The organism is Ensifer sp. SSB1 (assembly GCF_016652895.1).
Lineage (GTDB): Bacteria > Pseudomonadota > Alphaproteobacteria > Rhizobiales > Rhizobiaceae > Ensifer.
The window spans coordinates 1-23,572 of sequence record NZ_JAEPRP010000021.1; the positions used below are offsets into that span (position 1 = coordinate 1).

19 protein-coding genes and 1 pseudogene are annotated in these 23,572 nt (G+C 63.0%); 8 read left to right on the top strand and 12 right to left on the bottom strand.

The genetic code is table 11. The features are described from left to right. A partial coding sequence (locus I8N66_RS07645) for a Na/Pi cotransporter family protein (RefSeq protein ID WP_291151696.1) occupies nt 1-1,677 on the top strand: 1,677 nt, incomplete at its 5' end. Nucleotides 1,678-1,759: 82 nt separating this feature from the next. Here I8N66_RS07645 and I8N66_RS07650 read toward each other — a convergent pair. The 4 genes from I8N66_RS07650 to I8N66_RS07665 all read right to left on the bottom strand — a co-directional run bounded on the left by I8N66_RS07650 (nt 1,760) and on the right by I8N66_RS07665 (nt 5,590). Then, complete coding sequence (locus tag I8N66_RS07650) at nt 1,760-2,275, bottom strand: BA14K family protein (RefSeq protein WP_291151699.1); 516 nt, start codon at nt 2,273-2,275, stop codon at nt 1,760-1,762. A 646-nt stretch (nt 2,276-2,921) separates the two neighbouring features. Further along, complete coding sequence (locus tag I8N66_RS07655) at nt 2,922-4,148, bottom strand: acyl-CoA dehydrogenase family protein (RefSeq protein WP_291151703.1); 1,227 nt, start codon at nt 4,146-4,148, stop codon at nt 2,922-2,924. A gap of 177 nt (nt 4,149-4,325) precedes the next feature. Further along, entirely contained in the window at nt 4,326-4,790 is a 465-nt protein-coding gene (locus I8N66_RS07660; RefSeq protein WP_291151705.1) for a methyltransferase domain-containing protein, read from the bottom strand. A 182-nt stretch (nt 4,791-4,972) separates the two neighbouring features. Continuing rightward, nucleotides 4,973-5,590 carry a Crp/Fnr family transcriptional regulator gene (locus I8N66_RS07665; protein WP_291151707.1) on the bottom strand — a complete coding sequence of 206 codons (618 nt, stop codon included), beginning with the start codon at nt 5,588-5,590 and terminating at the stop codon, nt 4,973-4,975. A gap of 51 nt (nt 5,591-5,641) precedes the next feature. Here I8N66_RS07665 and I8N66_RS07670 point away from each other — a divergent pair, with 51 nt between their 5' ends. Next, on the top strand, nt 5,642-6,358 hold the full coding sequence (locus tag I8N66_RS07670) for an SDR family NAD(P)-dependent oxidoreductase (protein WP_291151709.1): 717 nt from the start codon (nt 5,642-5,644) through the stop codon (nt 6,356-6,358). Between the two features lie 63 nt (nt 6,359-6,421). Here the strand turns inward: I8N66_RS07670 and I8N66_RS07675 are convergent, their stop codons facing one another. The 6 genes and pseudogenes from I8N66_RS07675 to urtA all read right to left on the bottom strand — a co-directional run bounded on the left by I8N66_RS07675 (nt 6,422) and on the right by urtA (nt 12,930). Beyond that, nucleotides 6,422-6,880: an Rrf2 family transcriptional regulator gene (locus tag I8N66_RS07675; RefSeq protein WP_060522010.1), complete on the bottom strand. Its 459-nt coding sequence runs from the start codon at nt 6,878-6,880 to the stop codon at nt 6,422-6,424. Nucleotides 6,881-7,190: 310 nt separating this feature from the next. Continuing rightward, nucleotides 7,191-7,886 (bottom strand): urea ABC transporter ATP-binding subunit UrtE, encoded by a 696-nt coding sequence (urtE, locus tag I8N66_RS07680; RefSeq protein WP_291151722.1) that lies wholly within the window; start codon nt 7,884-7,886, stop codon nt 7,191-7,193. A 35-nt stretch (nt 7,887-7,921) separates the two neighbouring features. After that, the gene (gene urtD / locus I8N66_RS07685; RefSeq protein ID WP_291151724.1) at nt 7,922-8,686 is read right to left on the bottom strand and encodes an urea ABC transporter ATP-binding protein UrtD; all 765 of its coding nucleotides are present in this window, start codon (nt 8,684-8,686) and stop codon (nt 7,922-7,924) included. A 100-nt stretch (nt 8,687-8,786) separates the two neighbouring features. Then, nucleotides 8,787-9,851 (bottom strand): annotated as a pseudogene (gene urtC, locus I8N66_RS07690) (urea ABC transporter permease subunit UrtC); the annotation flags it as partial. After that, nucleotides 9,848-11,464, bottom strand: a complete 1,617-nt coding sequence (gene urtB / locus I8N66_RS07695; RefSeq protein WP_291151727.1) for an urea ABC transporter permease subunit UrtB — start codon at nt 11,462-11,464, stop codon at nt 9,848-9,850. The gene urtB and the pseudogene urtC, both read right to left, overlap by 4 nt. Before the next feature lie 173 nt (nt 11,465-11,637). Beyond that, on the bottom strand, nt 11,638-12,930 hold the full coding sequence (gene urtA / locus I8N66_RS07700; protein ID WP_291151729.1) for an urea ABC transporter substrate-binding protein: 1,293 nt from the start codon (nt 12,928-12,930) through the stop codon (nt 11,638-11,640). A 324-nt stretch (nt 12,931-13,254) separates the two neighbouring features. Here urtA and I8N66_RS07705 point away from each other — a divergent pair, with 324 nt between their 5' ends. Next, nucleotides 13,255-14,565, top strand: a complete 1,311-nt coding sequence (locus I8N66_RS07705; protein WP_291151732.1) for an adenylate/guanylate cyclase domain-containing protein — start codon at nt 13,255-13,257, stop codon at nt 14,563-14,565. Here the strand turns inward: I8N66_RS07705 and I8N66_RS07710 are convergent. Together I8N66_RS07710 and I8N66_RS07715 are read right to left on the bottom strand one after the other, a co-directional pair. Then, nucleotides 14,552-16,486: a DUF5054 domain-containing protein gene (locus tag I8N66_RS07710; RefSeq protein WP_291151735.1), complete on the bottom strand. Its 1,935-nt coding sequence runs from the start codon at nt 16,484-16,486 to the stop codon at nt 14,552-14,554. The two genes, I8N66_RS07705 and I8N66_RS07710, sit on opposite strands and share 14 nt — an antisense overlap. An 11-nt stretch (nt 16,487-16,497) precedes the next feature. Continuing rightward, a complete protein-coding gene (locus I8N66_RS07715; RefSeq protein ID WP_113538419.1) occupies nt 16,498-17,538 on the bottom strand; it encodes a LacI family DNA-binding transcriptional regulator in 1,041 nt (346 codons plus the stop codon). Nucleotides 17,539-17,770: 232 nt separating this feature from the next. On the opposite strand from I8N66_RS07715, the gene I8N66_RS07720 reads away from it, so the two are divergent. From I8N66_RS07720 to I8N66_RS07740, 5 genes are all read left to right on the top strand, one after another. Further along, entirely contained in the window at nt 17,771-19,132 is a 1,362-nt protein-coding gene (locus tag I8N66_RS07720; RefSeq protein ID WP_291151740.1) for an extracellular solute-binding protein, read from the top strand. Nucleotides 19,133-19,247: 115 nt separating this feature from the next. Continuing rightward, entirely contained in the window at nt 19,248-20,156 is a 909-nt protein-coding gene (locus I8N66_RS07725) for a sugar ABC transporter permease (protein ID WP_291151743.1), read from the top strand. Beyond that, nucleotides 20,156-20,989 (top strand): carbohydrate ABC transporter permease, encoded by an 834-nt coding sequence (locus I8N66_RS07730; protein WP_113538524.1) that lies wholly within the window; start codon nt 20,156-20,158, stop codon nt 20,987-20,989. The genes I8N66_RS07725 and I8N66_RS07730 overlap by 1 nt, the downstream gene beginning before the upstream one ends. A gap of 13 nt (nt 20,990-21,002) precedes the next feature. Next, entirely contained in the window at nt 21,003-22,106 is a 1,104-nt protein-coding gene (locus I8N66_RS07735) for an ABC transporter ATP-binding protein (protein ID WP_291151748.1), read from the top strand. A gap of 7 nt (nt 22,107-22,113) precedes the next feature. After that, nucleotides 22,114-23,517 carry a CehA/McbA family metallohydrolase gene (locus tag I8N66_RS07740; protein WP_291151751.1) on the top strand — a complete coding sequence of 468 codons (1,404 nt, stop codon included), beginning with the start codon at nt 22,114-22,116 and terminating at the stop codon, nt 23,515-23,517. Nucleotides 23,518-23,572 lie beyond the last annotated feature (55 nt).

Consider the following 23,572-nt stretch of genomic DNA (forward strand, 5'->3'; position numbering starts at 1 on the left):
GGAACTTTGGTTATCCTGGAACTCCTTGGCGGCGTGGCGCTGCTTCTGTGGGGCGTGCGCATGGTGCGCACCGGCGTCATGCGTGGCTGGGGCGACCGGCTGCAGCGCTTCGTCGAGGAGCGCCTGTCGAACCGGGTCACTGCCTTCGGCGGCGGGGTCTTCGCGACCGCCGTGCTCGGCAGCGCCACCGCCATGGCGCTGATCGTTGCCGGGCTTGCAGGTGCAGGGGCGATCTCGGCGCCGACAGGTCTTGCCGTCCTGCTCGGGGCGGATATCGGCTCGGCGCTGGTTTCAGGCCTCTTCGCCACCGGCTCGTCGCTCGCGGCGCTGCTCGGCCCGCTCTTTCTGTTCGCCGGCTATATAGCCTTCAGCGCGTCCAGCGAATTTCGCCCGCGAAATGCCGGTCGCATCCTGATGGGCCTCGGCCTGATGCTGATGGCGTTGAAGGTGATCGTTTCGGCGACCGCGCCGCTGCGCCAGGCGACGCTCTTCCACGATGTGCTCGGAGCCGTTGCGGGAGAACCGGCGCTCGGCTTCCTCGTCGGCGCGCTGCTGGCATGGCTCTGTCACTCCACGCTCGCGGTCATTCTGCTCGTGGCATCGCTTCTGATGAACGGCAGTCTCGAAATTGCCGGAGCCGTGCCCCTGATCCTGGGCGTCAATTTCGGCGGCGGCCTGCCGGCAGTCAGCGCAACGCTCGACCAGCCACCGGTGGCCCGCAAGCTGCCGCTTGCCAACCTCTTCTGCCGCGGCCTGCTGGCGCTTGCACTGCTACCCTTCGCACGCGAGATCGTTGAGCTGGCGGGGCGTGTGCCTGCCGAACCGCTCCATATTGCGGTCGGTCTCCACGCTTCGTTCAACCTGCTGGTCGCAGCCGTGTTCCTGCCGCTGTCGCCCGTCGTCATCCGCCTGGTGGAACGGCTTGTCCCGGCACGCCCTGCCGCCGATGACCCGCTGGCATCCCCGCGCTACCTCGACAGAAGGTCGCTCGAGACACCGGCAATTGCGCTCAGCAATGCGACGACGGAAACGATCCGCATGAGCGAATTGCTTGAACGCATGTTCCTGATGTCGCTGACGGCGCTGCAATCCGGCCGGATGGAAGGTTTGAAGGAACTGCCCTCGATCGATGCGCGGCTCGGAAACTACATGGCCTCCGTCCACGCCTATCTCGGGCAATTGACCCAGGACGAGCTTTCGGCAGGCGACACCGGCAGAGCCCATGAAATCATGCTCTTTGCGAGCAATCTCGAGCATGCCGGCGACGTCATCAAGCTCAGCCTCGCGGACCGGATCCGTGCCAAGGTCAAGCAGAACATTGCCTTCAACGCGAGCCAGCGCGAGGCGCTCGATGCCCTCTCGGCGGTGATTGCCGCTTCACTCCGGCTTCTTCCCGCAGCGCTGTTGTCGCGCGACGTTTCGGCTTCCGCCCGTCTCGCCGCGCAGAAGGATTGTTTTCGCGAACTGGAGGATGAGGTCGTCGGTCGACATCTCGGCCGCGAGCGCATCGAGGCGGCCGCCGATGCGAAAGGCAATGCGCTCTTCATCGACCTCGTGCGTGACCTGCACAGGATCAATTCCGATATTGCCGCCGCTGGCTACCCGCTGGTTCAGGCGGCTGGACTGTTGAGCAGCAGCCGCATCAGAAACGTCGCGCCGGTGGCCGCTTCCGGCTGATCGGGCCTGAAGTCGGGTATGAAAACACGACGGGCGTCGGCGCTCGTCAAGCGGCGGCTTTCTCCCGAAAGCCTACGGTGCGTCAGTAGGGCGAAACGCAGACCTGCCGCGGACCATAATAGGGCTGGAACGTATCGTCGTAAGCCCTGTAGGACCGGTAGCGTGCATAGCACCAACTCGTATGCGCGTTGCCGCCGCTATAATAGGTCTGACGGTAATAGCGCGGCGCGTAGTATCGCGGCGCATAGTAGCGCGGACGGTAGTATGACGGGCCGTAGTAGCCTTGGTCATAATAGCCCTGATCGTAATAGCCCGAGCCGTAGTAGGGCTGCGCCAAGGCGCCACCGATGATCGCACCGGCAGCCAGTCCGCCGAGCGCCCAGGCCCACTCGTCGCCGCCGCCGTGGTGATGCCCGTGATAGTAACCGCCGCCATAGTAGCCACCGTGGTAGCCGCCACCATATCGCCTGTATTGAACCAGTTGCGCCTGGCTCGCCTCGATCTTCGGGGCGTCCGCCGCCATGGGAAATGCCATGGCTGGCGAAACGCTGGTCAGCGCCGGCACCATGGACAAGGCAATGATCGTTAGCCTATTCATTGGCTTACCTCCATTTTCCCCGCTTATCCCGAAGTATACATCGGAAAAGGCGCAGAAGCACTGCGTTTTGACGCTGTTGGCTGCCGGCTGCAACGCGCTCCCGGCCGCGCTTCACTCGAACTATGCGCGCGAAAAATCCACGAGGGCGCGTGCCACGAGCAAATCGTCCGGGACCTCGGCTCATCCGGCGCGCCTTGACCGGGTAAACGCACAAGGTGACGTCCATTTCAATTATTTCACTTTATGCAATTAAATCACAAGTATTATTGCAAATGATCTTCAAAATCTCGGCAAGACGATCGGCCCGACCCGGCGAAGTGATCGCCAGCCATAATTGGGAATGGCCGACAACCAACGGCGACGACTGCAGGCAAGGTCATATCCGCTACCAGAGGGTCGATGCGCTGCGCGTGTAGCAGCCGGTATTGATTGCGCTACGAACTGGCAGATACGGCCAGAGAGGCCGACAAACTCGGAAGCTTTGCCGGCCTCTCTCCGATTTCGTATGGACCGCCTGACGACCTTCCCCTCATTCTCACGCTTGACCCGGCGCGTGACGAGATGGTTGCCATCTGCCCGAGATCGAACCGGCGCTCGAAACCCATCTCTGCAATCGCCCAGACCGCAGAGCGAACCGAGCTTCCGACTAGCTGTAGAGGCTGACCGGCGGTATCCGGCCGTTCAAGGCAAATTCGCCGACCTCACGCGCCTTGTAGGCGACGGGGTCATGCAGCGTGTGGGTGCGGACATTGCGCCAGTAGCGGTCGAAGCGATAGTGCCCGGCGGTGGCACGTGCGCCCATCAGTTCGAAGATCTTTGTCGTCACGTCGAGCGAGACGTGGGTCGAGTGAACCTTGGCGGCATAGGCCTCGATCGCCGCTTCGCCACGCGTTTCGGCCGTCACCGAGCTGCCCTGCGACAATGCCGCCTCGACGGAAACCGCTGCCGCATCGGCCAAGGCAACCGATGCCTTCAGGCTGGCCCGGAGTTCACCGATCCGTTCGAGGATATAGGGATCATCGCTGGCCCGGTCGACGCCGGATGTCACCCAGGGGCGCGTCGTGGTGCGCACGTAGTCAAGTGCCGATGTAAGTGCACCTTCAGCCGTACCAAGGTAGAAGTTGACGAAGACCAGCTGGATCAGCGGCGTGTTGAACGTCGCCTGGGCCGTCGGCGGATCGGAAGGGTCGGCAAGCGGCAGGATGAAGTCGCGCTCGTAGACCGGAAAGTCGCGAAACTCGACGCTGCCGCTGTCGGACAGGCGCTGGCCGATATTGTCCCAGTCGTTGTTGGTGATGTACCCAGGCCGGTCCGTGGGCACGACGAAGTTGGCGATCTTGCCCTCGATCGCAGCGTTGACGTTGATGCGGTCGGAAACATGTGCGCCGGTCGAAAAGGTCTTGCGGCCGTTCAGCACATAATGGCCGCCACGCCGTTCCAATGTGAGGCCGGGATCGCGCGGGTTGACCGCAGCACCCCAGTAGAGCTGCCGCTCCACGGTCTCAGCGCCCAGCACCCAGGCCTGCTTCGGATCGGCCGCCGCCCAATAGACATACTGGCTGTTGACGTAGTGATAGCCGAGCAATTGCCCGATCGAGCTCTCCCCGCGCGCAATGATGCGCACCAGCCGCAGCCCGTCGACCCAGCTTAAGCCCGCACCGCCAATCTCAGGCGAATGCAGCGCCGTCAAAAGACCAGCCTGGCGGAGAGCCTCAATCTCATCGCGCGGCGGCGCACCCACCCGGTCGAGTTCGGCGCCATGCCGGGCAAGATCATCTGACAACGCCTCGGCACGGGCAAACAGGTGCCGCCGTCTTTCGTCATGCTCTGCATTGACCGGGGCCGGCTCCCTGAGGAAGTGTACGTTGCTCATCCGCCTCTCCTTGGTTGAAGGGCAATAATGAACTTATTCTATAGATCATGACAGCAAATGAATTGCGAGTTGGGCGGGAGGTCGAGAAAGTCCTACCGCCTCAGTTCACCGCCGCTGATTAGGCGCCCCCTCTTTCGATGGCAGGGCGCGGAAGCGAGACTGCCCCATGCGCCGGCTTCAAGCCGGGCTTCGCGAAATACGGTAGACGCTCGCAGGCGGCAGGTTGAGTGGCACCCAGCGCCGGAAGGATGCTTCGAGACCAAGGCCCGCAAGAATCTGCGGCGAGATCGGGCATCGCGGCCCATAGGTGAGCTGGAACAGACTGGCGCCCTCGGCGAGGTGATGAAATATTGCCGAGAGGATAGCCTGCACGGTCTGGGCGGGCATGGAAAGCAGCGGCAAGCCGCTGATCGCGGCGCCGACCGACTTCACCGCCGGCAGGCTCAGGTGCTGCGCGTCGCCCTCGATCAAGGTTGCGCTCGGATACCGCTTGCGCAAAAGCGTCGCGAAGGCCGGGTTGCGCTCCACCAGGATGAGATTGTTCTCGTATACGCCGTTTCGCAGAAGCGCCCGTGTGAAGGCGCCCGTGCCTGGCCCAAGCTCCAGCACATTGCCGGAGAACGAACCGATCTCAGTGGTCATGGCCACCGCCAGCCGCCTGCTCGATGGGGCAATCGCGGCGACTTCCAGCGGCCTCGCCGCCCAGGATCTGAAGAAGAGCAGGAAATCAGATGCCGTTTTCTGTTTGACCAAGATGAGCCTCCGTTTTTTTTTGCAACGGTGGCCGGTATCGCTCTTCGTCAGAAGCCGCGCATTAACCCGGGTTAAGCTTGGGCGCCACCTTCGGCCCGGACGCGCGTCGCGATGCGGCTGAGGCCGACCGGCGTGATGCCGAGATAGCCGGCAAGATCCTTCTGCGGGACGCGTGCCACCACCTCCGGTTGTTCGACGATCAGCGATCGGTAACGCTCCTCTGCACTCAGCGTCAGGAACTGGCGTTCGCGGCGCTCCTTGCGCTCCGCAAGCATCATCAGGGCGCTGCGGATCATGCGCGACCAACCGAGGTCGTTGTCTGCCAGGGACTGTAGCGTGGCGAACGGAATTCTCTCGAGGCGGCCACCCTCGACCGCAACCGCCGAAAAGCTTGCACGCCCGCTCGGCACCAGCGCCGAGAGGCTCGCAAAGAACCGTCCCTCGAAGGCGAAGGATTTGATCCACTCCTCGCCGTCGGCACGAAGATAGGTGAGCTTCACCAGGCCGCTTTCGATGACATAAACGTACGGATGCGGTTCGTCCTGATGGAAGACGGTTTCGCCGGCCTTCACGCTGCGGACGTGGATCGCCTCGGCGAGCCGCTCCGCCTGCGCCAGCGAATGCCCGGCGATGCGCTCGAACAGCGAAATCGCAGCACCCTGTGCGTGCTTAACCTCGGTTAATGCCATTCCCGTCCTCCGGCTGCAGACTCGACTGCACAACATCGGGAAATAGATCACATGGCACGTTGCGTCGTCACCGGGGCAAGTTCCGGAATCGGTCGGGAAATCGCCCTGCAATTGGCATCCAAGGGACACAGCATCGTCGCGCTTGGCCGCGACCGGGAGCGGCTTGAGGATCTGGAATTGCGAGACCGGAGGATCCAAACGCGCGCGCTGGATCTCCGCGATCGGGCCGCCGTCATCGCCTGCGGCATCGAAATGATGGCGGGCGATACGATCGACTGCCTCATCAACAACGCCGCGATCCAGCACAATGTCCGCTTCGATGACCCGCACTATGATGGCGAGCAGATCGCCGCCGAAGTCGAAACCAATCTGCTTGCGCCGATGCTGCTGTCGCGATTGCTTCTGCCGAAGACGCCGGGGCGCCCCTTCCTCATCGTCAATATCGGCTCAGCACTCGCCTGCCACCCGAAATCGACATCGGCAGTTTACAGCGCGACGAAGGCAGGGCTGCGCATGTTTTCAGATGCGCTTTGCGTCCAGCATCAGGCAACGTCGGTCAGAGTGGTCGATGTCGTGCTGCCGCTTGTCGACACCCCGATGACATCAGGACGGGGGCGAGGCAAGGTCAGTGCAGTTTACGCCGCGAAGGAAATCCTGCGCGCAGTCGAGCCTGGAGGGCGCCGAATTCATGTCGGCAAGGCACGATTGTTGCGGCTGTTGGAGATCATAGCGCCGCCCGCTGCGGCCGCGATCATCAGAAAGCTGTGACGCCGCGATTGCCTGGCCGCATCTCGCGATCGCAGGCACCCGATCAAAGAGCATGCGCGAAGGTCAGCCGGCTTCCGCATCCCTCAAGGCCACGATCTCGGTGGCGTTGTCGTTGGCGGCAAACTGCTCCAGCGTCATGTTGTCGAGGATCGAGGCGATTGCGTCGCGTACGTTGCTCATCGACTTGCGCACATGACAGTTGACCGGATCGGCGCAGTCGTCGCAGGCCTCGAACGCAGTGCGGCTGGCGCAGCGGATCGGTGCCAGGGGGCCGTCGAGCGTGCGGATGACCTGGCCGATGCGGATATCGGAGGCCGGCCGGGACAGGGAATAGCCGCCGCCCGGGCCCTTCTTCGAGCGCAGGATGCCGGCATTGCGCAGTTCGAGCAGGATCGCGTCCAGGAACTTCTTCGGAATATTGTTCCGCGTGGCGATCTCGGTGATGAAGGCGGTCTCTCCGGGCTCCAGTTGAGCCAGGTCGACAAGGGCCTTGAGCCCGTATTTTCCTTTTTTGGTCAACATGTCACTTCACTTTCCTGAACAAGAAAAGCCGCCACAAGTCCGCGTCCCGCGGCATTCGCCGGTGGCAACGGGTTGTGACGGCCGCACTCTTTCGCTTAGGATGTCCTACACCCAAACCGCACCATTCTCAAGAAATTACGTCACTTACTGCATAGATTTAGTGATTTTAGAAGGCGCTTTTATGGCAGGGACGGATTTCTGCTCCCTTGGGTAGACGGTTTTGCCTGAAACGCCTGCAGTTTCTTCCCCCAGACGACAAAAAGCAGGGATCGGAGCCGCCGCAGGAAGCCCCGGTTCAGGATCGATGCGATCAGACCGTGAGATGCCGGCGCGCCTCTGATGTGTCCAGCGTTTCGGGTGCGCCTTCATGGACCACAGCGCCCCGGTCGAGGATGTAGACGTGGTCGGCGAGCTCGCGGCAGAAATCGAGATATTGCTCGACCAGGAGGATCGCCATGCCGGTGGAATCCCGGAGATAGCGGATCGCCCGGCCGATATCCTTGATGATCGACGGCTGAATGCCCTCGGTCGGCTCATCGAGCACAAGGATCTTCGGCCGTGTCACCAGCGCCCGGCCGATTGCCAGTTGCTGCTGCTGGCCGCCGGAGAGGTCACCGCCGCGACGGCCGAGCATCGAGCGCAGAACCGGGAAGAGATTGAAGACATCCTCCGGTATCGAACGGTCGCCGCGCTTCAGTGGCGCATAGCCGGTTTCGAGGTTCTCCTTCACTGTCAGCAGCGGGAAGATCTCACGCCCCTGGGGCACATAGCCGATGCCTTGTTTGGCGCGACGATAGGGCGCCAGGCCGGCGAGCGGTGCGCCGTTGAAGGCGATGGCGCCGGCGCTGACCGGATGCTGGCCGGTGATTGCCCGCAGCAGGCTCGACTTGCCGACACCGTTGCGCCCGAGCACGCAGGTTATCTTGCCCATCTCGGCCGTGATCGACACGTTGCGCAGCGCCTGTGCGGCCCCGTAGTGCAGATTGACGTTTTCGATGCTCAACATGGCGCGCGCTCCTCGTAGATTTCCGGCATGAGATGTCAGCGGCCGAGATAGTTTTCGATCACCTTGGGATCACTGCTGACGAAGTCGATCGAGCCTTCCGCCAGTACCGCCCCTTCGGCAAGGCAAGTGACCTTGACGCCGAGTTCGCGGATGAAGCCCATGTCGTGCTCGACGACGACGACAGACCGGGTCTTGGCGATCTCCTTGAGCAGAACCGCCGTCTCGGCAGTCTCCGCATCGGTCATGCCGGCCACCGGCTCGTCGACCAGCAGCAGTTCCGGCTCCTGCGCAAGCAGCATGCCGATCTCCAGCCATTGCTTCTGACCGTGCGAAAGGTTGGCGGCGAGGTCGTCACGACGAGAGGACATGCGGATGGTCGCAAGGATCTCCTCGATCCGAATCTTGTCTTCGGGCGTCAGACGATAGAACAGGGTCGGGAACACGCCGCGCTTGCGGTTCAGGGCGAGTTCGAGATTGTCCCACACCGTGTGGCTTTCGAAGACGGTCGGCTTCTGGAACTTGCGGCCAATGCCGAGCGAGGCGATCTCCGCCTCGTCTCTCTTCGTCAGGTCGATCTCACCCTTGAAAAAGACCTGCCCTTCGTCCGGCCGGGTCTTGCCGGTGATGATGTCCATCATCGTCGTCTTGCCCGCACCGTTCGGGCCGATGATCGCCCGGAGTTCGCCGGGTTCGATGACGAAGGAGAGCGCGTTCAGCGCCTTGAAGCCATCGAAGGAGACGGAGACGCCGTCGAGATAGAGAAGGCTGGTCGGTTTGGTCTGGCCGATTGTCTGGTTCATGTCGCTACTCCGCCGCCATGGGTTCAACGGCCAGATTGTCCGGCGTTTCAGTCACCCGCGTCCGACGCTCCGCACGCCGGCGGGCGAAGTACGCGCCGGCTGTTCCTACGACGCCCTTCGGCAGGAACAGGGTGACGAGCACGAAGAGGCCGCCGAGTGCAAACAACCAGAACTCCGGAAACGCCGCGGTAAAAATGCTCTTGCCGCCGTTGACGAGGATGGCGCCGACGATCGGGCCGATCAGCGTGCCGCGCCCGCCGACCGCCGTCCAGATCACCACTTCGATCGAATTTCCCGGCTCGAACTCCCCGGGATTGATGATCCCGACTTGCGGCACATAAAGCGCGCCGGCAACGCCCGCCATCATCGCCGAGACGGTGAAGGCGAAAAGCTTGATGTGCTCGACTCGATAGCCGAGGAAGCGCGTCCGGCTTTCCGCGTCGCGGACTGCGACGAGCACCTTGCCGTACTTGGAGCGCACGATCGCCGACGTCAGGATCAGGCAGAGCGCCAGCATCAGCGCCGAGGCCGCGAACAAGGCGGCGCGCGTGCCGTTGGCCTGGATGTTGAAGCCGAGGATGTCCTTGAAGTCCGTCAGGCCGTTGTTGCCGCCGAAGCCCATGTCGTTGCGGAAGAAGGCGAGCAGCAGCGCGTAAGTCATCGCCTGGGTGATGATCGAGAGATAGACGCCGTTGACACGCGAGCGGAAGGCGAACCAGCCGAAAACGAAGGCAAGCAGCCCCGGCACCAGCACCACCATGAGCGCGGCGAACCAGAACATGTCGAAGCCATGCCAGAACCAGGGCAGTTCCTTCCAGTTGAGGAACACCATGAAATCCGGCAGCAGCGGATTGCCGTAGGAGCCGCGCGCGCCGATCTGGCGCATCAGATACATGCCCATGGCATAGCCGCCGAGCGCGAAGAAGGCTGCGTGCCCGAGCGAAAGGATGCCGCAGAAACCCCAGACGAGATCGAGCGCCAGCGCCAGGAGCGCATAGGTGAGATACTTGCCGAACAGCGAGACCAGATAGGTCGGCACATGCAGCGGATGGTCGGGCGCGGTCAAGAGATTGAGCGCCGGGACGAGCATGGCGAGGCCGACAAGGATCGCCACGACCGTGAGGATGCTGCGATCTGCTGATTTCATCAGAAACGAGGTGATCATGCTTCCACCGCCCTTCCCTTGAGCGCGAAGAGCCCGCGCGGTTTCTTCTGGATGAAGAGGATGATCAGCACCAGGACGAGGATCTTGCCGAGCACGGCACCGGCATAGGGCTCGAGGAACTTGTTGAGGATGCCGAGCGAGAAGGCGCCGACGAGCGTGCCCCAGAGATTGCCGACACCACCGAAGACGACAACCATGAAACTGTCGATGATGTAGCCTTGTCCGAGATTGGGCGAGACGTTGTCGATCTGCGAGAGCGCGACGCCCGCCATGCCGGCAATGCCGGAGCCGAGCGCGAAGGTCAGGGCATCGACGAGCGGCGTGCGAATACCCATGGAGGACGCCATGCGCCGGTTCTGGGTCACGGCCCGCATCCGAAGCCCCATCGGCGTCTTCTTCAGCAGGAACAGGAGGGCGGCGAACACCGCCAGCGCGAAGACGATGATCCAGAGGCGGTTCCAGGTGATCGTCAGCCCGCCGAGATCAAACGCGCCGGACATCCAGGAGGGATTGCCGACCTCGCGGTTGGTCGGCCCGAAGAGTGAACGCACCGACTGCTGCAGGATGAGCGAGATGCCCCAGGTGGCAAGCAGCGTCTCGAGCGGGCGGCCATAGAGAAAGCGGATGACGCCGCGCTCGATCGCGAGACCGACCGCGCCGGTCACGAGAAAGGCGAGCGGCAGCGCGATCGCCAGCGACCAGTCGAAGAGGCCGGGATAGGCGTTGCGTATGACCTCCTGCACCAGGAAGGTCGTGTAGGCGCCGAGCATGACCATCTCACCATGGGCCATGTTGATGATGCCCATGACGCCGAAAGTGATGGCCAGTCCGATGGCGGCCAAGAGCAGAACGGAGCCGAGGGACAGGCCGTACCAGACATTCTGGCCGGCGCTCCAGAAGGCCTGGGTCTGTTCGATCCGGGCGATCGCCGCCTCGATGTCGGGCTTGAGGGAAACATCGGCAGTGGCGAGAGCAGAGGTCAGGACGGCAAGGCCGCTCCGCCCATTGCCTTCGGCAATCAGCGCGATCGCCTGGCGCTTCTGATCGTCGGGGCGATCCGAGACGAGCAGTGTCACCGCGCGGGCCTCGTCGAGAACCTTGCGCACGGTCCCGTCCTTTTCGGCTGCGATCGCCGTTTCGATTGACTCGAGCGCATCTGCATTCGGCGTCTGCAACATGGATTGCGCCGCCTTCATGCGCGCGCCGGTGTCGTCGCTGAAGAGCGTAAGGCCTCCGAGCGCGCTACGCACGGCACGACGCACGGCGTTGTTGACCTTGACCTTCTGCATTGCCCCCTTCGGTGCAGTTCCGGCATCAGCGGCGGTCACGGGATCGACGAGCAACAGGTCTGCGCCCTGCGCCTTGACGAGGAACACCTTGCCGTCGGACTTGCGCTGGTAAAGCTCGCCTTCGCCCAGCGCCTGGAGCACGGGAATGACCTTGGCGTCGCCAGTCTTGGCGAGCGTCGAGATGCGGTCGTCCATGTCGGAGAGCTTTGCCGCGCCGAGCTGGTCTATCAGCGTGCCGAGGTCGGCGGCGGCGCGAAGTCCGAGCACGTGGGTCGAGATGACCAGGCACAAGGCAACAAGCAGGATTTGCAGAATTCGGTACATCACCCTCTCGCTCGGGTCTCGCCGTGCCGCGCTGGGCAACAGGCTTCGGTCGAGGTTTCGTGGGAACTCCCTCCGCCCGGCCGCATCATCGGGCGGAGGGTGCTTGCCCCCGGATTTCGTCATGCAAGGATTGTCCGGGCGGCTGACCGCCCGGTTATGATTACGTGATGAAATCAGGAGCCCTTGCCGCCGCACTTGCCGGTGGCAACGTTGAAGTTGCCGCAGGACATCGGCGCGCGCCAATCGGAGATCAGGTCCTTGGAGTCCGGCAGGTAATCGGACCATTCGTCGCCGACCACGAGCCCGGGCGTTTCCCAGACGGTCTCGAACTGGCCGTCGCCCTGGATCTCGCCGATCAGCACCGGCTTGGTGATGTGGTGGTTCGGCATCATCGTCGAATAGCCGCCCGAAAGGTTCGGCACGGAAACGCCGATCATCGCGTCGAGAACCTTGTCCGTATCGGTCGTGCCGGCCTTTTCGACCGCCTTCAGCCACATGTTGAAGCCGATGTAGTGCGCTTCCATCGGATCGTTGGTCACGCGTTTGTCGTTCTTGGTATAGGCCTTCCAGGTCTTGATGAACTCGGCATTGGCCGGCGTGTCGACCGACTGGAAATAGTTCCAGGCGGCGAGATGGCCGACGAGCGACGTGGTATCAAGACCGGCGAGTTCCTCTTCGCCGACCGAGAAGGCCACAACCGGGATATCCTCGGCCTTGACGCCCTGGTTCGCGAGTTCCTTGTAGAAGGGCACGTTGGCATCGCCGTTGATGGTCGAGACGACGGCGGTCTTCTTGCCGGCCGAGCCGAACTTCTTGATGTCGGAGACGATCGTCTGCCAGTCGGAATGACCGAAGGGCGTGTAGTTGATCATGATGTCCTCGGGCTTCACGCCCTTGGAGATCAGATAGGCCTCGAGGATCTTGTTGGTCGTGCGCGGATAGACATAGTCGGTGCCAGCAAGCACCCAGCGCTCGACGCTTTCGTTCTCCATCAGGTAGTCGACGGCCGGGATCGCCTGCTGGTTCGGTGCGGCGCCGGTGTAGAAGACGTTGCGCTGGCTTTCCTCGCCCTCGTACTGGACCGGGTAGAAGAGGATCGAATTCAGCTCTTCGAACACCGGCAGAACGGACTTGCGCGACACCGAGGTCCAGCAGCCGAAGACCGCGGATACCTTGTCGACCGAGATCAGCTCGCGTGCCTTTTCGGCAAAGAGCGGCCAGTCGGACGCCGGGTCGACGACGACCGCTTCCAGCTTCTTGCCGAGCAGGCCGCCCTTCTTGTTCTGCTCGTCGATCAGCATCAGCATGGCGTCCTTCAGCGTCGTTTCCGAAATCGCCATGGTGCCGGAGAGCGAATGCAGGATGCCGACCTTGATCGTGTCGTCGGCCGCGAAAGCGCCGCTGAACGCCGTTGTCGACAGGATGGCGGCCAGGAATGCGCCGGTCACGCTTGCCTTGATAGTCATCTGATGGAACCCCTCTCGTTCTGGAGCAACTGGCCTTTCGGTGCTTCTAGCCGCTGCTTAAGAGGATCATCTGACAGCCACGCTGCACTGCACATACGTCATTCTACGTAGGCGCGGGGGGCAAAGAGGAACGCGAGAGATAAGCTGTTCGCTGTGAACTGCAGCGCAACGATGGCAGCGCCCTTGACCTTCCCATCGTTAGAAGCCCTAGAACCTAATCTGGCCGCGGGCCAGCGGGCTTGCGGTCACGCCACATATTCGACGCGAATCGACTGGTAGCAGAGCGGCTATCGCCGGCCGTTGACGCAGGGGAATGCCGAAGACATGACGTCCTCACTTCATCCGCATTGGGATACGGCCCGGGAGAAGCGTTCGCTCACCCTGCGCTTCGTTGCTTTCGCAATCCTGCTGGCAAGTCTGCTTCTCGGCGGCAACGCGGGCGCGGAACGCATGCACGCGGTCGTCGTCGTCAGCTATCTCATCATCAGCGTGGCGTCGGTGGCGACGGCGCGCTATCTGCCTGGCCGCACCTCGCTGACGACCCTTTTCGTCGTTCTCGATGCGTTACTGGTCGCTCTGCTGCTCTACGCCCATATTCTGGCCGGCCCGGTGACAGCGAACCACAATCTGACGACGACCAGTCTCGTCGTCGCCTTCATCCTGCTCGTCCATGTCGGCCTGAAGCTGGAGCGACGCCTGGTGCTCCTTTTTTCCGCCATCGTGCTCACAGCCTGGGTGACGATGCTGGCGATGACCGCGGCAAGGCACGATGCCTCCGGTCCGCTTTCGCTGCTCGGAGCATTCTTCAACCAGGATTTCGGCCTGACCGTGAGCTTCGGCTTCACCGCCTTTGCCATCTATCTTCTTGCGCGCGACCACGACCGGACGCGCAAGGAAGCGTTGCAGGCCGACCAGCGACGGCAAAATCTCTCGCGTTTCTTTTCGCCGCTGGTGGTTTCCGCGCTGCAGGAGAAAGGCGATGTGCTCGGCCTGGAGCGGCGCAGCGCCGCGATCATGTTCGTGGACCTGCGCGATTTCACCAGCTTTGCCGAGGCGGCACCGGCACCTGAGCTCGCCTTCGTGCTCGCCGAATATCGCCAACTCGTCTCGCAGACGATCTTCGAACATGGCGGCACGGTCGACAAGTTCATCGGCGACGGCGTCATGGCGGTCTTCGGCCAGCCAAGGCCAAAGGAAGACGATGCCGACAGGGCGCTTGCCTGCGCGCTCGATCTCGTCGACATCCTCACGGATTGGAAGAACCACAACGCGCGCAACAACCACCCAGCGCTTGATGCCGGCATCGGCCTGCACTACGGCACCGTCGTTGGCGGCGTTCTCGACAGCGGCTGCCACAGCGAATTCACCGTCATCGGCGACGCGGTCAACGTCGCCCAGCGCCTGGAATCCATGGCCAAGACGCTACAGGTGCCACTCGTCGTCTCCGCCTCGCTGATGTGCCGGCTTCAAGGACCCGCACCTGAAGCCGCATGGCTATCGCACGAGGCGGTGGTGCTGCCGGGTCGTCGCCTTCCGGTCGACATCTGGTGCCTCCAACGGGAGGCCGGCCTGGCCCACCCGAACGAGGACGAGCCGTTCGCCGTTCCTCAGTCGCTGACGATTACCGACCGCTAAGGCCGAGCGTGAACCGCGTGGTAAAATCGCCGCCCCACCACATGGGGAAGTTGGTGCCCCATTTGTTGTTGTGGATGTTGAAGCGGACGCCAGAGGAGTAATCGGGCAGGTCCTTGCAGAAGGCCATGAACGGCCAGGACTGCGGCGCGACCAGCGGCGTGTCTAGGTTTTCGACCAGCAGTTCCGCACCCGCTTCCGTTTGCCCGCGAACAGCCGTGACCGCCTGCAGCTGCGCGCCGCCCGCACGGGCGAAATTGCCGGTCGCGTGCCAGTGCCCCATCTTGCGTACGTGCCACGCGGTAGGTCCCTCCGGCGTGAACGACAGGAAGCTCGCTTCCGGCATGCGGTTGGCATTCTTGCCATAGAGGGACAGCCGGATATCGAGCCCGTCCTTGCCGGCGGAAAATTCGATGGCGATTTCGGCAGGCGCGCCCAATTGCTCCACCGCTTCTGCCGGCATGGCTGCAAGGACGGACGTTGCGGTCGTGCCGCGAAGCTTTGGCGCGTAGGCCTGCGAGCGCGCTTCGGCGACCTTGGCAAGCCCCGGCTTGTCGTGGTCGAGCACAGCCCAGTCCATCCAATGGGTGAGGTACGTATCCATGTGGCGGCGAACGTCGCCGGCATCGTAGCCTTCGTAGCGATAGGCGATCAGCGAACCGTTGGCGCCACGGACCGTCCGGCCGTCGGGCGCCGTCAGAGCGGAAACGTCGCCGGCTACCGGATCAAGCTCGATGATCCAGCCGCCGACATCGAGCCGCGTAGCGGTTTCGCTTGCCTCTGGCCGTGGTGGAACGGCAATCTCGGCAAGGGCCGCCTCCGCTCGGGCGGCGTCATCGCCTTCCAGCTCCGCGACCGCCTGGTCGAGATAGGCCCGCTGCTCCGCCCAGGACGCCTCGGTATAGTGGAAGCGCGGGTCAGCCTTCCGTGCCGCTTCGAAGGCGGGGCGTGCCCAGGCCTTCTCGTCGCGCAGGAAGGATTTGATGTCGACGCCGCAGGTGTGTTCGGCCACCAGCGCCAGCTTGCGGCCAAAGGCCTGGCGGCTTGCGGTCATCCGCTCGCCGGAAAATTGGTCGTAGAGTCGCTGCAGCGCCAGGTAGCGGGCGATCTTTTCCGGATCGGTGCCGCTGCCGTGGATCCAGCTGTCGCCGAGTTCCTTCTCGACGACCGGGAAACGCTCGCGCGCCGCCCACATCAGCGTGCCGTAGTCCTCCAGCGTCGCCGCGCGCACGGCGGCACCGGGCTCGTGTTTGAGGATTTCGCGATAGGCTTCTGCCGTCTGCGACACGCTCTGCGGGCCGATATTGTCGCTGGTATGGGCGAAGCTCAGGCCGTCGGAGAGGCCCTCGGGAAAATAGGTCTCGCCATAGGAGCGCTGATACATGACGACGATTTCCTCGCCGCCCGCCGCCCGCCAGCGGAAAATATCCGGGATTTCCGGCGGCGGCGAGGCGGAGTTGACGCCGATGTGCAGGAAGCGCACGCCAGCCTCGGCGAGCAGCGGCACCATGCCGAGCGTATGGCCGGGCACGTCGGTCATCTTGGCGGCGATCGTCTTCAGGCCGAAGCGATGGTCGAGCTCCTGCGCATAGGAAAGCCCCGCCTTGAAGAGATCCGGCGACATCAGTTCCGTATGGGTGGTGAAGGGCAGCGCATGCCAGCGGATCAGGCCGCGCTCGATCGCCTGCTCCAGTCGGGCGACCTCTTCCTTCGAGCGTGAATTCAGGTGATCCCAGATCAACCAGGCGCCCGTGGTCCAGATGAACTGCGGCTCTTCCGGATTCTCATTGAAGAAGTGTTCGCCGGTCTCGATCGCCTGAGGGATGAAGCGCTCGTGATACTGCTTTCGGATCTTTTCGGCGTGGTCGGTAAAGCCGATATCGAGATGTGTCTTGAAGACGACGTGAATGCGTTTTCCGGTCATGTTCATTACTTTCAACCGACGGTGCCCCGCACGATCAGGCGGGTGTTGAGTGTCTCGGTAAGCGGCTCGGCATCGGGTGCCCTGAGGCGCATGAGAATGAGACGGACGAGCGCGCGCACACGCTCTTCAAGGTCGATGCGCACGGTGGTGAGGTTGTAGCTCCTCCAGTGTGCCTGCGGGATGTCGTCGAAGCCGACGACCTTGACGTCCTCGGGCACGGACAGGCCGAGCTCATGGCGCAGCGCATCGATCGCCCCGAAGGCACCGACGTCGTTGGCCGCAAAGATCGCGTCAGCACCCTCGCCGATGCGAAAGAGATCGAGCGTCGCCTGGTAGGCGGTGTCATAGGTGTAGTCGCCTGCAAGCACGATCGGCGCATCCATCCCGCGCTCCGCAAGCGTCTCCTTCAGCGTGCGCTCGCGCTCGGCATTGGCGAGCGACTGCGCCTTGCCGCCGAGATAGGCGATACGGCGGGCGCCGTAGCCCTGAAGCAGGGCCACGGCCTGTTCGATGCCGTTCTTCTGGCGAACCAGCAGCCGGTCGTAGAGCGTGCCGGAGGCGGCGCCTGCGAACTGCTTCACGTCGTCGTAGATCACGTAGATCGGCACGGCGCGATCGAGAAAGCCGCAGAGCACGTCGGGCAGGATGTTCTCGGTGAAGGCGATCACCGAATCCGGGTTGAAACCGCGCATATAGGTGAGCAGGCGCGGATCCATGCTGAAATCGGCCTTGGCCTTGAAGAGCAGCGTCGCGAAGCCTTCCGCCTGCAATGCAGTGGTCAGCGCATCGATCTCCTGGCTTTCCCAGGGGCTGCAGACGTCAGGCACGATCATGCCGACGAGATGCGAGCGGCCGGTGACGAGTGAGCGCGCCGCCATGTCGGGCGTGTAGTTCAGCTCCCGCGCCACCTGCAGGATCCGGTCGCGCTTTTCCGGCTTCAGCGAAGCGTTCGGGTTGAAGGCCCGAGACACGGCAACACGGGAAACATTGGCCTCGCGCGCCACCTGATCTGCGGTGGCTCGGGTAGCTTTCTTGTCGGCGCGATCGTTCATTTATCCGTCACAAAATGAAAACGTGTTCACTCACAAAAGAAATCAACTCGGCGATTTCGTCAAGTGGAATAGATATTCTTTCGACAATCACAGAAAGAACGCCTGGTTCATGTTGACAAAAATGAAAGCGTGTTCATTCTTGGTCACCGTCGGGACACCGGACCTGGAGGAGGGCCGGACTGTCGCAGCCAGACATATTGGTCCTTGAGGGGGCCGACCGGGAGGAGAAAACATGCGTACCAGGTTTCATTCCCTACTGCTCAGCGCAGCCGCGGCCATTGCCTTTGCCGCGCCGGTGAGCGCCACCGAACTCAACATCACCTGCCGCTGCATCATCGGCGGCGTAAACAGCGGCATGGCCGAGTGGATCGAAAAGAAGGTCATTCCGGCCTTTACCGAGAAGATGAAGGCCGAAGGCAAGGACGTCACCGTCAAGCTCACCCAGTTCGGCGGTGAGGACGAGCAGCTGACGCAGCAGCTCGCGCTCGATTTCTCCACCGGCGCCGGCCCTGATGTCTCCGGCTTCGACGGCTTCCTGATCCCGAGCTTCGTCCAGGGCAATCTTCTGAAGTCGCTCGAGGAAGTGGCCGGCCCCGACGTTCCGAAGTGGGAAGGCTGGCAGCATATCTCCGACGGCACCAAGGCGCTGATGAGCTACCAGGGCAAGCCCTATGGCATTGCGCTCGGCACCGATGCCCGCATGATCTTCGTGCGCAAGGACCTCTTCAAATCGGCCGGCCTCGATGCCGACAGCTGGCAGCCGAAGTCCTGGGACGAGTTGCTCGACGCCGCCCGCAAGATCAAGGCCGCCGCACCCGACAGCTTCCCGTTGCAGCTCAATGCCGGCGTCTCCATGGGCGAGGCGACCACGATGCAGGGCTACTGGATGGCACTGCTCGGCACCGGCGAGCAGGTCACCGACGATAGCGGCAAATACATCGTCTCGAGCCAGGGCATTCTCGACACGCTGAAGCTCTACAAGACCATCTACGTCGACGACAAGCTCGGCGACCAGCGCGCGCAGCTGCTGGCCGACGGCCGCAACCGGACCTTCGCCAATTTCCGCGACGGCAAGACGGCGATGCTCGTCGAGGGTGACTGGTTCTATCGCTCGGTGACAGCGCCCGGCGCCGAATTCGCCGTTGCCGACCGTGACAACACCATGACCTGGAAGAAGATGCCGGCTGCGGCACCGGGCAAGGGCCTGCGCGGCCAGGACTTCGTCACCATGTCCGGCGGCACCGGCTTCGTCATCAATCCGCATACGGACGCGCCCGCCGAATCCTGGGCGCTGCTTTCCTTCATGAACAGCAAGGAGCAGCTCGACGCGTTCCAGGAAATCCAGCCGGCCATCCGCATCCGCGACGACGTGGCGATCCCGAACTCGCCGTTCCTGACGGAAACGGCAACGACGCTTTTGCCGATCACAACGGCCCGTCCAAACGACGCCAACTACAACAAGGTCTCGACCGAGATCCAGCGGATGACTGAAAGCGTCGTTTCCGGCGAGCTTTCGCCCGAGGACGCGATGGCCCAGTACAAGGCGGCCGTCATCGCCATCGTCGGCGAAGAAAACACCGTCAGCACGTTCTAAACCGACGCGGGATGTGGCCGCAACGAGGCCCTCATCCCGCTTCGATCCAACGACAGAGCGCCCGGCTGCCATCCGTGGCCGGGCTCCCGATCCAGGCTATGGGCATGAAACGCGCATGAAGAAATTCTCCCTGCTTTCGACGCGCGCCGGCGCGCTCTTTCTGGCACCGGCCACGGCCCTCGTCGGGGTCTTCGTGATCATCCCCTTCTTCTGGGTGATCGTCGTCTCCTTCACCAACCGCACGCTGCTCGGCCGCACAGCCGTCGACCCGGATTTCGTCGGCCTGCAGAACTACTTTGCGCTCTTCAATCCCACGACCTTCTTCACCCGTGGCCAGTTCGGTTTCTCGCTGATCCTGACGATCCAGTTCGTGCTGCTATCGGCCCTCATCGGCCAGGCGCTTTTGGGTCTCCTGCTCGCCTGGCTCAGCCAGACGGTGACGCCGACGCTCAAATCCTTCCTGCAGACAGCGGTCATCGCCGCCTGGATCCTGCCGGAGGTAGTGATCGGCTTCGCCTGGTTCGCATTCCTCGACTACGACAACGGCACGCTCAACATGATCCTGCGCGGCCTCGGCCTGCCGCCGGGCGACTGGCTGCTGCAGCAACCGTTTTGGGTGATCGTCTTCTTCAACACCTGGCGGGGCGCCGCCTTCTCGATGATGCTGTTCAACTCGGCCTTCCAGTCGATCCCACCGAGTTATTTTCAGGCCGCCGATGTCGCCGGCGCCACCTCCTGGCAAAAGCTGCGCGACATCGCGCTGCCCTTGATCCGCGGTCATGTGGTCACCGATTTGATCCTCATTACCATGTGGACCTTCAACGTCTTCACGCCATTCCTGCTCACCCATGGCGGACCGTCCTACCGCACCGAAATCCTGTCGATCTACACCTACCGCATCGCCTTCAAGGATTTCGAGTTCGGCAAGGGCGCTGCCGTCGGCGTCGTCATCATGCTGATCAACCTGGCCTTTGCGCTCGTCTATCTTCGCCTTGCCCACAAGAAGCCGGTGGAGGCGGAATGATGCGGAAGAAAACTCAGAACATCTTCGTGCGGCGCACGATCTTTGCGGCCGCCGCCACCTTCCTCGGCACTGTCTTCGCGCTGCCGCTCGTCTGGTTCATCTTCGCACCGTTCAATGCGCGTGCCGAACTCGGGCTCGCTATCCCCTCGCCCTTCACGCTGTCAAACTTCGCCACCGTCTTCCAGAACACGTTTGCCATGCAGGCACTGCTAAACAGCCTGATCCAGGCGGCAGGCGGCGTCGTGCTGGTCGGCGCGGCGGCGACGCTTGCCGCCTATGCCCTCTCGCGCTCGCCGATCCCGGGCAAGGGCGCCGTCACCTATATCCTGCTGCTCTTCTCGTCGGTCGTTTCAGGCTCGGCGGCAATGGTGCCGATCTTCCTGATCATCTCGGCCGCCGGGCTGATCGATACCCATCTTGCCGTCATCCTCGTCTTTGCCGGCGGGCTGTTGCCGACGGCGATGTTCATTCTTCGCGATTTCATCGACGCCATTCCGCGCTCCTATGAGGAGAGCGCGATGGTCGCCGGCGCCTCGCCGCTGCAGGCCTTCTTCGACGTGGCGCTGCCGGTCATACGGCCGGGCATCGTCGTGGTCGTCGTCTGGGCCTTCGTCAACATCTGGGGCAGCTTCCTCATCCCCTTCATCCTGCTGCGCAGCGACAAGCTGATGCCGGCGTCGGTCGCCATCTATTCCTTCTATTCGGAGGCCGGCACGCCGATCGTCACGCTGCTTGCCGCCTATTCGCTGATCTACTCCCTGCCCGTCATTGCCCTCTATCTCTTCGTGAATTGGAAATTCGGTTTCCGGTTCTTCGGTGGCATCAAGTCGTAATCGGAAATCTGTCATGGCCTCTGTCGAATTCCAGAACATCTCCAAGAGCTTCGGTGCCTTCGTCGCCGTGCCCGACATCAGCTTCCAGATCGCCGATGGCGAATTCATCTGCCTGCTTGGCCCCTCCGGCTGCGGCAAGACCACCAGCCTGCGCATGATCGCAGGCCTTGAAACCCCGACCTCTGGCAGGGTGATGATCGGCGGCCGCGACGTCACCTATCTGCACCCGAAGGACCGCGGCATTTCCATGGTCTTCCAGGACTATGCGCTCTACCCGCACATGAACATCGCCGACAACATCGCCTACCCCCTGAAAGTGCGCGGCGAGCAGGAAACCAAGCGCCACGCCCGCGCCAAGGAAGTGGCTGATGTCTTGAAGATCGGCGACCTGATGAAGCGCCTGCCGAGCCAGATTTCCGGCGGCCAGCAGCAGCGCACGTCGCTGGCGCGTGCGTTGGTCTATCCGAGCGAGGTCTATCTCTTCGACGAGCCGCTTTCGAACCTTGATGCGAAGCTCCGCCTCGAAGCGCGCGGCTTTCTCAACCACCTGCAGCGCGACATGGGCATGACCGCCGTCTACGTCACGCACGACCAGGCCGAGGCCATGGCGCTCGCAACCCGCATCGCCGTCATGGACAAGGGCCGGATCGTGCAGTTCGCGCCGCCGATCGAGATCTATCGCCGGCCGGCGACGACCTTCGTCGCCAACTTCGTCGGCAATCCGCCGATGAACCTGGTGCCGGTCGAGGCATCCATCGGCGAAGGCGCGCTGCATCTCAGGGCAGACGGCCTGAAGCTTGCGCCGATTGCGCTGACTGACGCCATCGCCAAGGCGGCGAAATCAGGCAGGATGACACTCGGCGTCCGCCCCGAACATCTGCGTATCGCAGCTGCCGGCGACTCCAATGTGGTTTCCGGCGAACTCTTCGCCAACGAGAACATGGGGCCAGAGAGCCTCGTCACGTTGGAGCGCGGCGACAACGGTCGCGTGACCGCGCGCATCTTTACCGACGACGAGATCAAGGTCGGAACCGCCGTCCATCTCGCCTTTGACGCCAGGCACATCACCCTCTTCGACGACAGCGGCGCCCGCATTCCCGCCGCCGACGAGCGCTGAGGCCGCCATGCAGGAATTTTCCGTGCGGATCACCCGGCAGCATCAGGCGGCCGATCCCTACTTCTACCTGCCGCTCGAGGTACCGGAAGGTGTGACGCGCGTCGACGTGACCCTGAGCTATCCGAAATCCGAGCAGTGCATCATCGATCTCGGCGCACTCGATTCGCGCGCGACCGATTATCCGACCAGCCAAGGTTTTCGCGGCTGGAGCGGCGGGGCGCGCGACCGCTTCTTCATCGCCACCGATGACGCCACGCCCGGCTACATCCACGGCGAGCTGCCGCCCGGCCAGTGGAAGGTGATGCTCGGCCTCTACAAGATCCCCGAGGAGGGCGCCGAGATTCGCGTGACGGTCGATTTCGACAGAAGCCAGCGCCCGATCGTGCCGCAACCGGAACGACGTTTCCCTGCGCGCAAGGAAGCCGGATGGTATCGCGGCGATCTGCACTGCCATACGTTCCACTCGGATGCGGCCGGCTCGCCCGAAATGCTGCATGCCGCAGCGCGACAGGCGGGGCTCGACTTCCTCGCGGTCGCCGATCACAACACCATCACCCAGCGGCGCTACTTCCATTCGCATTCCTCCGCGGACCTCGTCTTTGTCCGCGCCATGGAAATCACCACGGGCATCGGCCATGCCAATGTCTTCGGCGTCGACGACTGGGTCGACTTTCGCATGACGAAGCCGGAGCACGCCCACACGCTCGCGCGCCTGGTGCATGAACGCGGCGGCCTGCTCTCGGTCAACCACGACAAGCCGACGATCCCCTGGGACTACGACCTGCCCGAAATCGACTGCATGGAGGTCTGGCAGTCTCATTGGCTCGCCTGGAACTGGGTTTCGCTCGAGCGCTACCAACAGCGCCTTGCCTCGGGCCTGAAGATCTCCGCGATCGGCGGCAGCGATTTCCACCAGCCGGCGCGACTGATGCCCGAGGGGCCGCTGGTGCTCGCCCGTCCGACGACCGTGCTTTACATGGATGAGCTTTCCGAAGAGGCCGTGCTCGGCGCGATGAAGTCCGGTCGTGGCTATGTGACGGAAAGCCCAACGGGACCGCATCTGGAACTCACCGCCAACGGCGAACCGATGGGATCAAGCGTCAGCGGCCCCGTTGTCGCCGAGGCGTTGGTTCGCGGCGCCAGCGGCGACAGGCTGCTGTGGCTCGACGCCTCCGGCATCGTCGGTGAAGAGATCATCGAAAGCGACGACTGGACCGGCCAATATATCGGTTCGCCGCGACACTTCCTGCGCACGGAGATCGTCGCCGTCGCAAGCCGCGAGACGATCGTCACCGAGTTCCGCGAGGCACTCGCCGGCAAGAGCCTCCCCTGGCAGCTTTCCGAAGAGGATCTCGCGATGCAGACGATCCGCCGCGCGATCAGCAACCCAATCTATTGCCGCCCTGACTGACGCACGTTTCCTGCTCTCGCTTGAAATGGTTTCCACGGTAACAGCTACCGCCTGC

Bases quoted from the DNA above. Each gene is read 5' to 3' on its own strand.
- I8N66_RS07650 (WP_291151699.1), bottom strand. From the start codon at position 2,275: ATGAATAGGCTAACGATCATTGCCTTGTCCATGGTGCCGGCGCTGACC.
- I8N66_RS07655 (WP_291151703.1), bottom strand. From the start codon at position 4,148: ATGAGCAACGTACACTTCCTCAGGGAGCCGGCCCCGGTCAATGCAGAG.
- I8N66_RS07660 (WP_291151705.1), bottom strand. From the start codon at position 4,790: ATGACCACTGAGATCGGTTCGTTCTCCGGCAATGTGCTGGAGCTTGGG.
- I8N66_RS07665 (WP_291151707.1), bottom strand. From the start codon at position 5,590: ATGGCATTAACCGAGGTTAAGCACGCACAGGGTGCTGCGATTTCGCTG.
- I8N66_RS07670 (WP_291151709.1), top strand. From the start codon at position 5,642: ATGGCACGTTGCGTCGTCACCGGGGCAAGTTCCGGAATCGGTCGGGAA.
- I8N66_RS07675 (WP_060522010.1), bottom strand. From the start codon at position 6,880: ATGTTGACCAAAAAAGGAAAATACGGGCTCAAGGCCCTTGTCGACCTG.
- urtE (WP_291151722.1), bottom strand. From the start codon at position 7,886: ATGTTGAGCATCGAAAACGTCAATCTGCACTACGGGGCCGCACAGGCG.
- urtD (WP_291151724.1), bottom strand. From the start codon at position 8,686: ATGAACCAGACAATCGGCCAGACCAAACCGACCAGCCTTCTCTATCTC.
- urtB (WP_291151727.1), bottom strand. From the start codon at position 11,464: ATGTACCGAATTCTGCAAATCCTGCTTGTTGCCTTGTGCCTGGTCATC.
- urtA (WP_291151729.1), bottom strand. From the start codon at position 12,930: ATGACTATCAAGGCAAGCGTGACCGGCGCATTCCTGGCCGCCATCCTG.
- I8N66_RS07705 (WP_291151732.1), top strand. From the start codon at position 13,255: ATGACGTCCTCACTTCATCCGCATTGGGATACGGCCCGGGAGAAGCGT.
- I8N66_RS07710 (WP_291151735.1), bottom strand. From the start codon at position 16,486: ATGACCGGAAAACGCATTCACGTCGTCTTCAAGACACATCTCGATATC.
- I8N66_RS07715 (WP_113538419.1), bottom strand. From the start codon at position 17,538: ATGAACGATCGCGCCGACAAGAAAGCTACCCGAGCCACCGCAGATCAG.
- I8N66_RS07720 (WP_291151740.1), top strand. From the start codon at position 17,771: ATGCGTACCAGGTTTCATTCCCTACTGCTCAGCGCAGCCGCGGCCATT.
- I8N66_RS07725 (WP_291151743.1), top strand. From the start codon at position 19,248: ATGAAGAAATTCTCCCTGCTTTCGACGCGCGCCGGCGCGCTCTTTCTG.
- I8N66_RS07730 (WP_113538524.1), top strand. From the start codon at position 20,156: ATGCGGAAGAAAACTCAGAACATCTTCGTGCGGCGCACGATCTTTGCG.
- I8N66_RS07735 (WP_291151748.1), top strand. From the start codon at position 21,003: ATGGCCTCTGTCGAATTCCAGAACATCTCCAAGAGCTTCGGTGCCTTC.
- I8N66_RS07740 (WP_291151751.1), top strand. From the start codon at position 22,114: ATGCAGGAATTTTCCGTGCGGATCACCCGGCAGCATCAGGCGGCCGAT.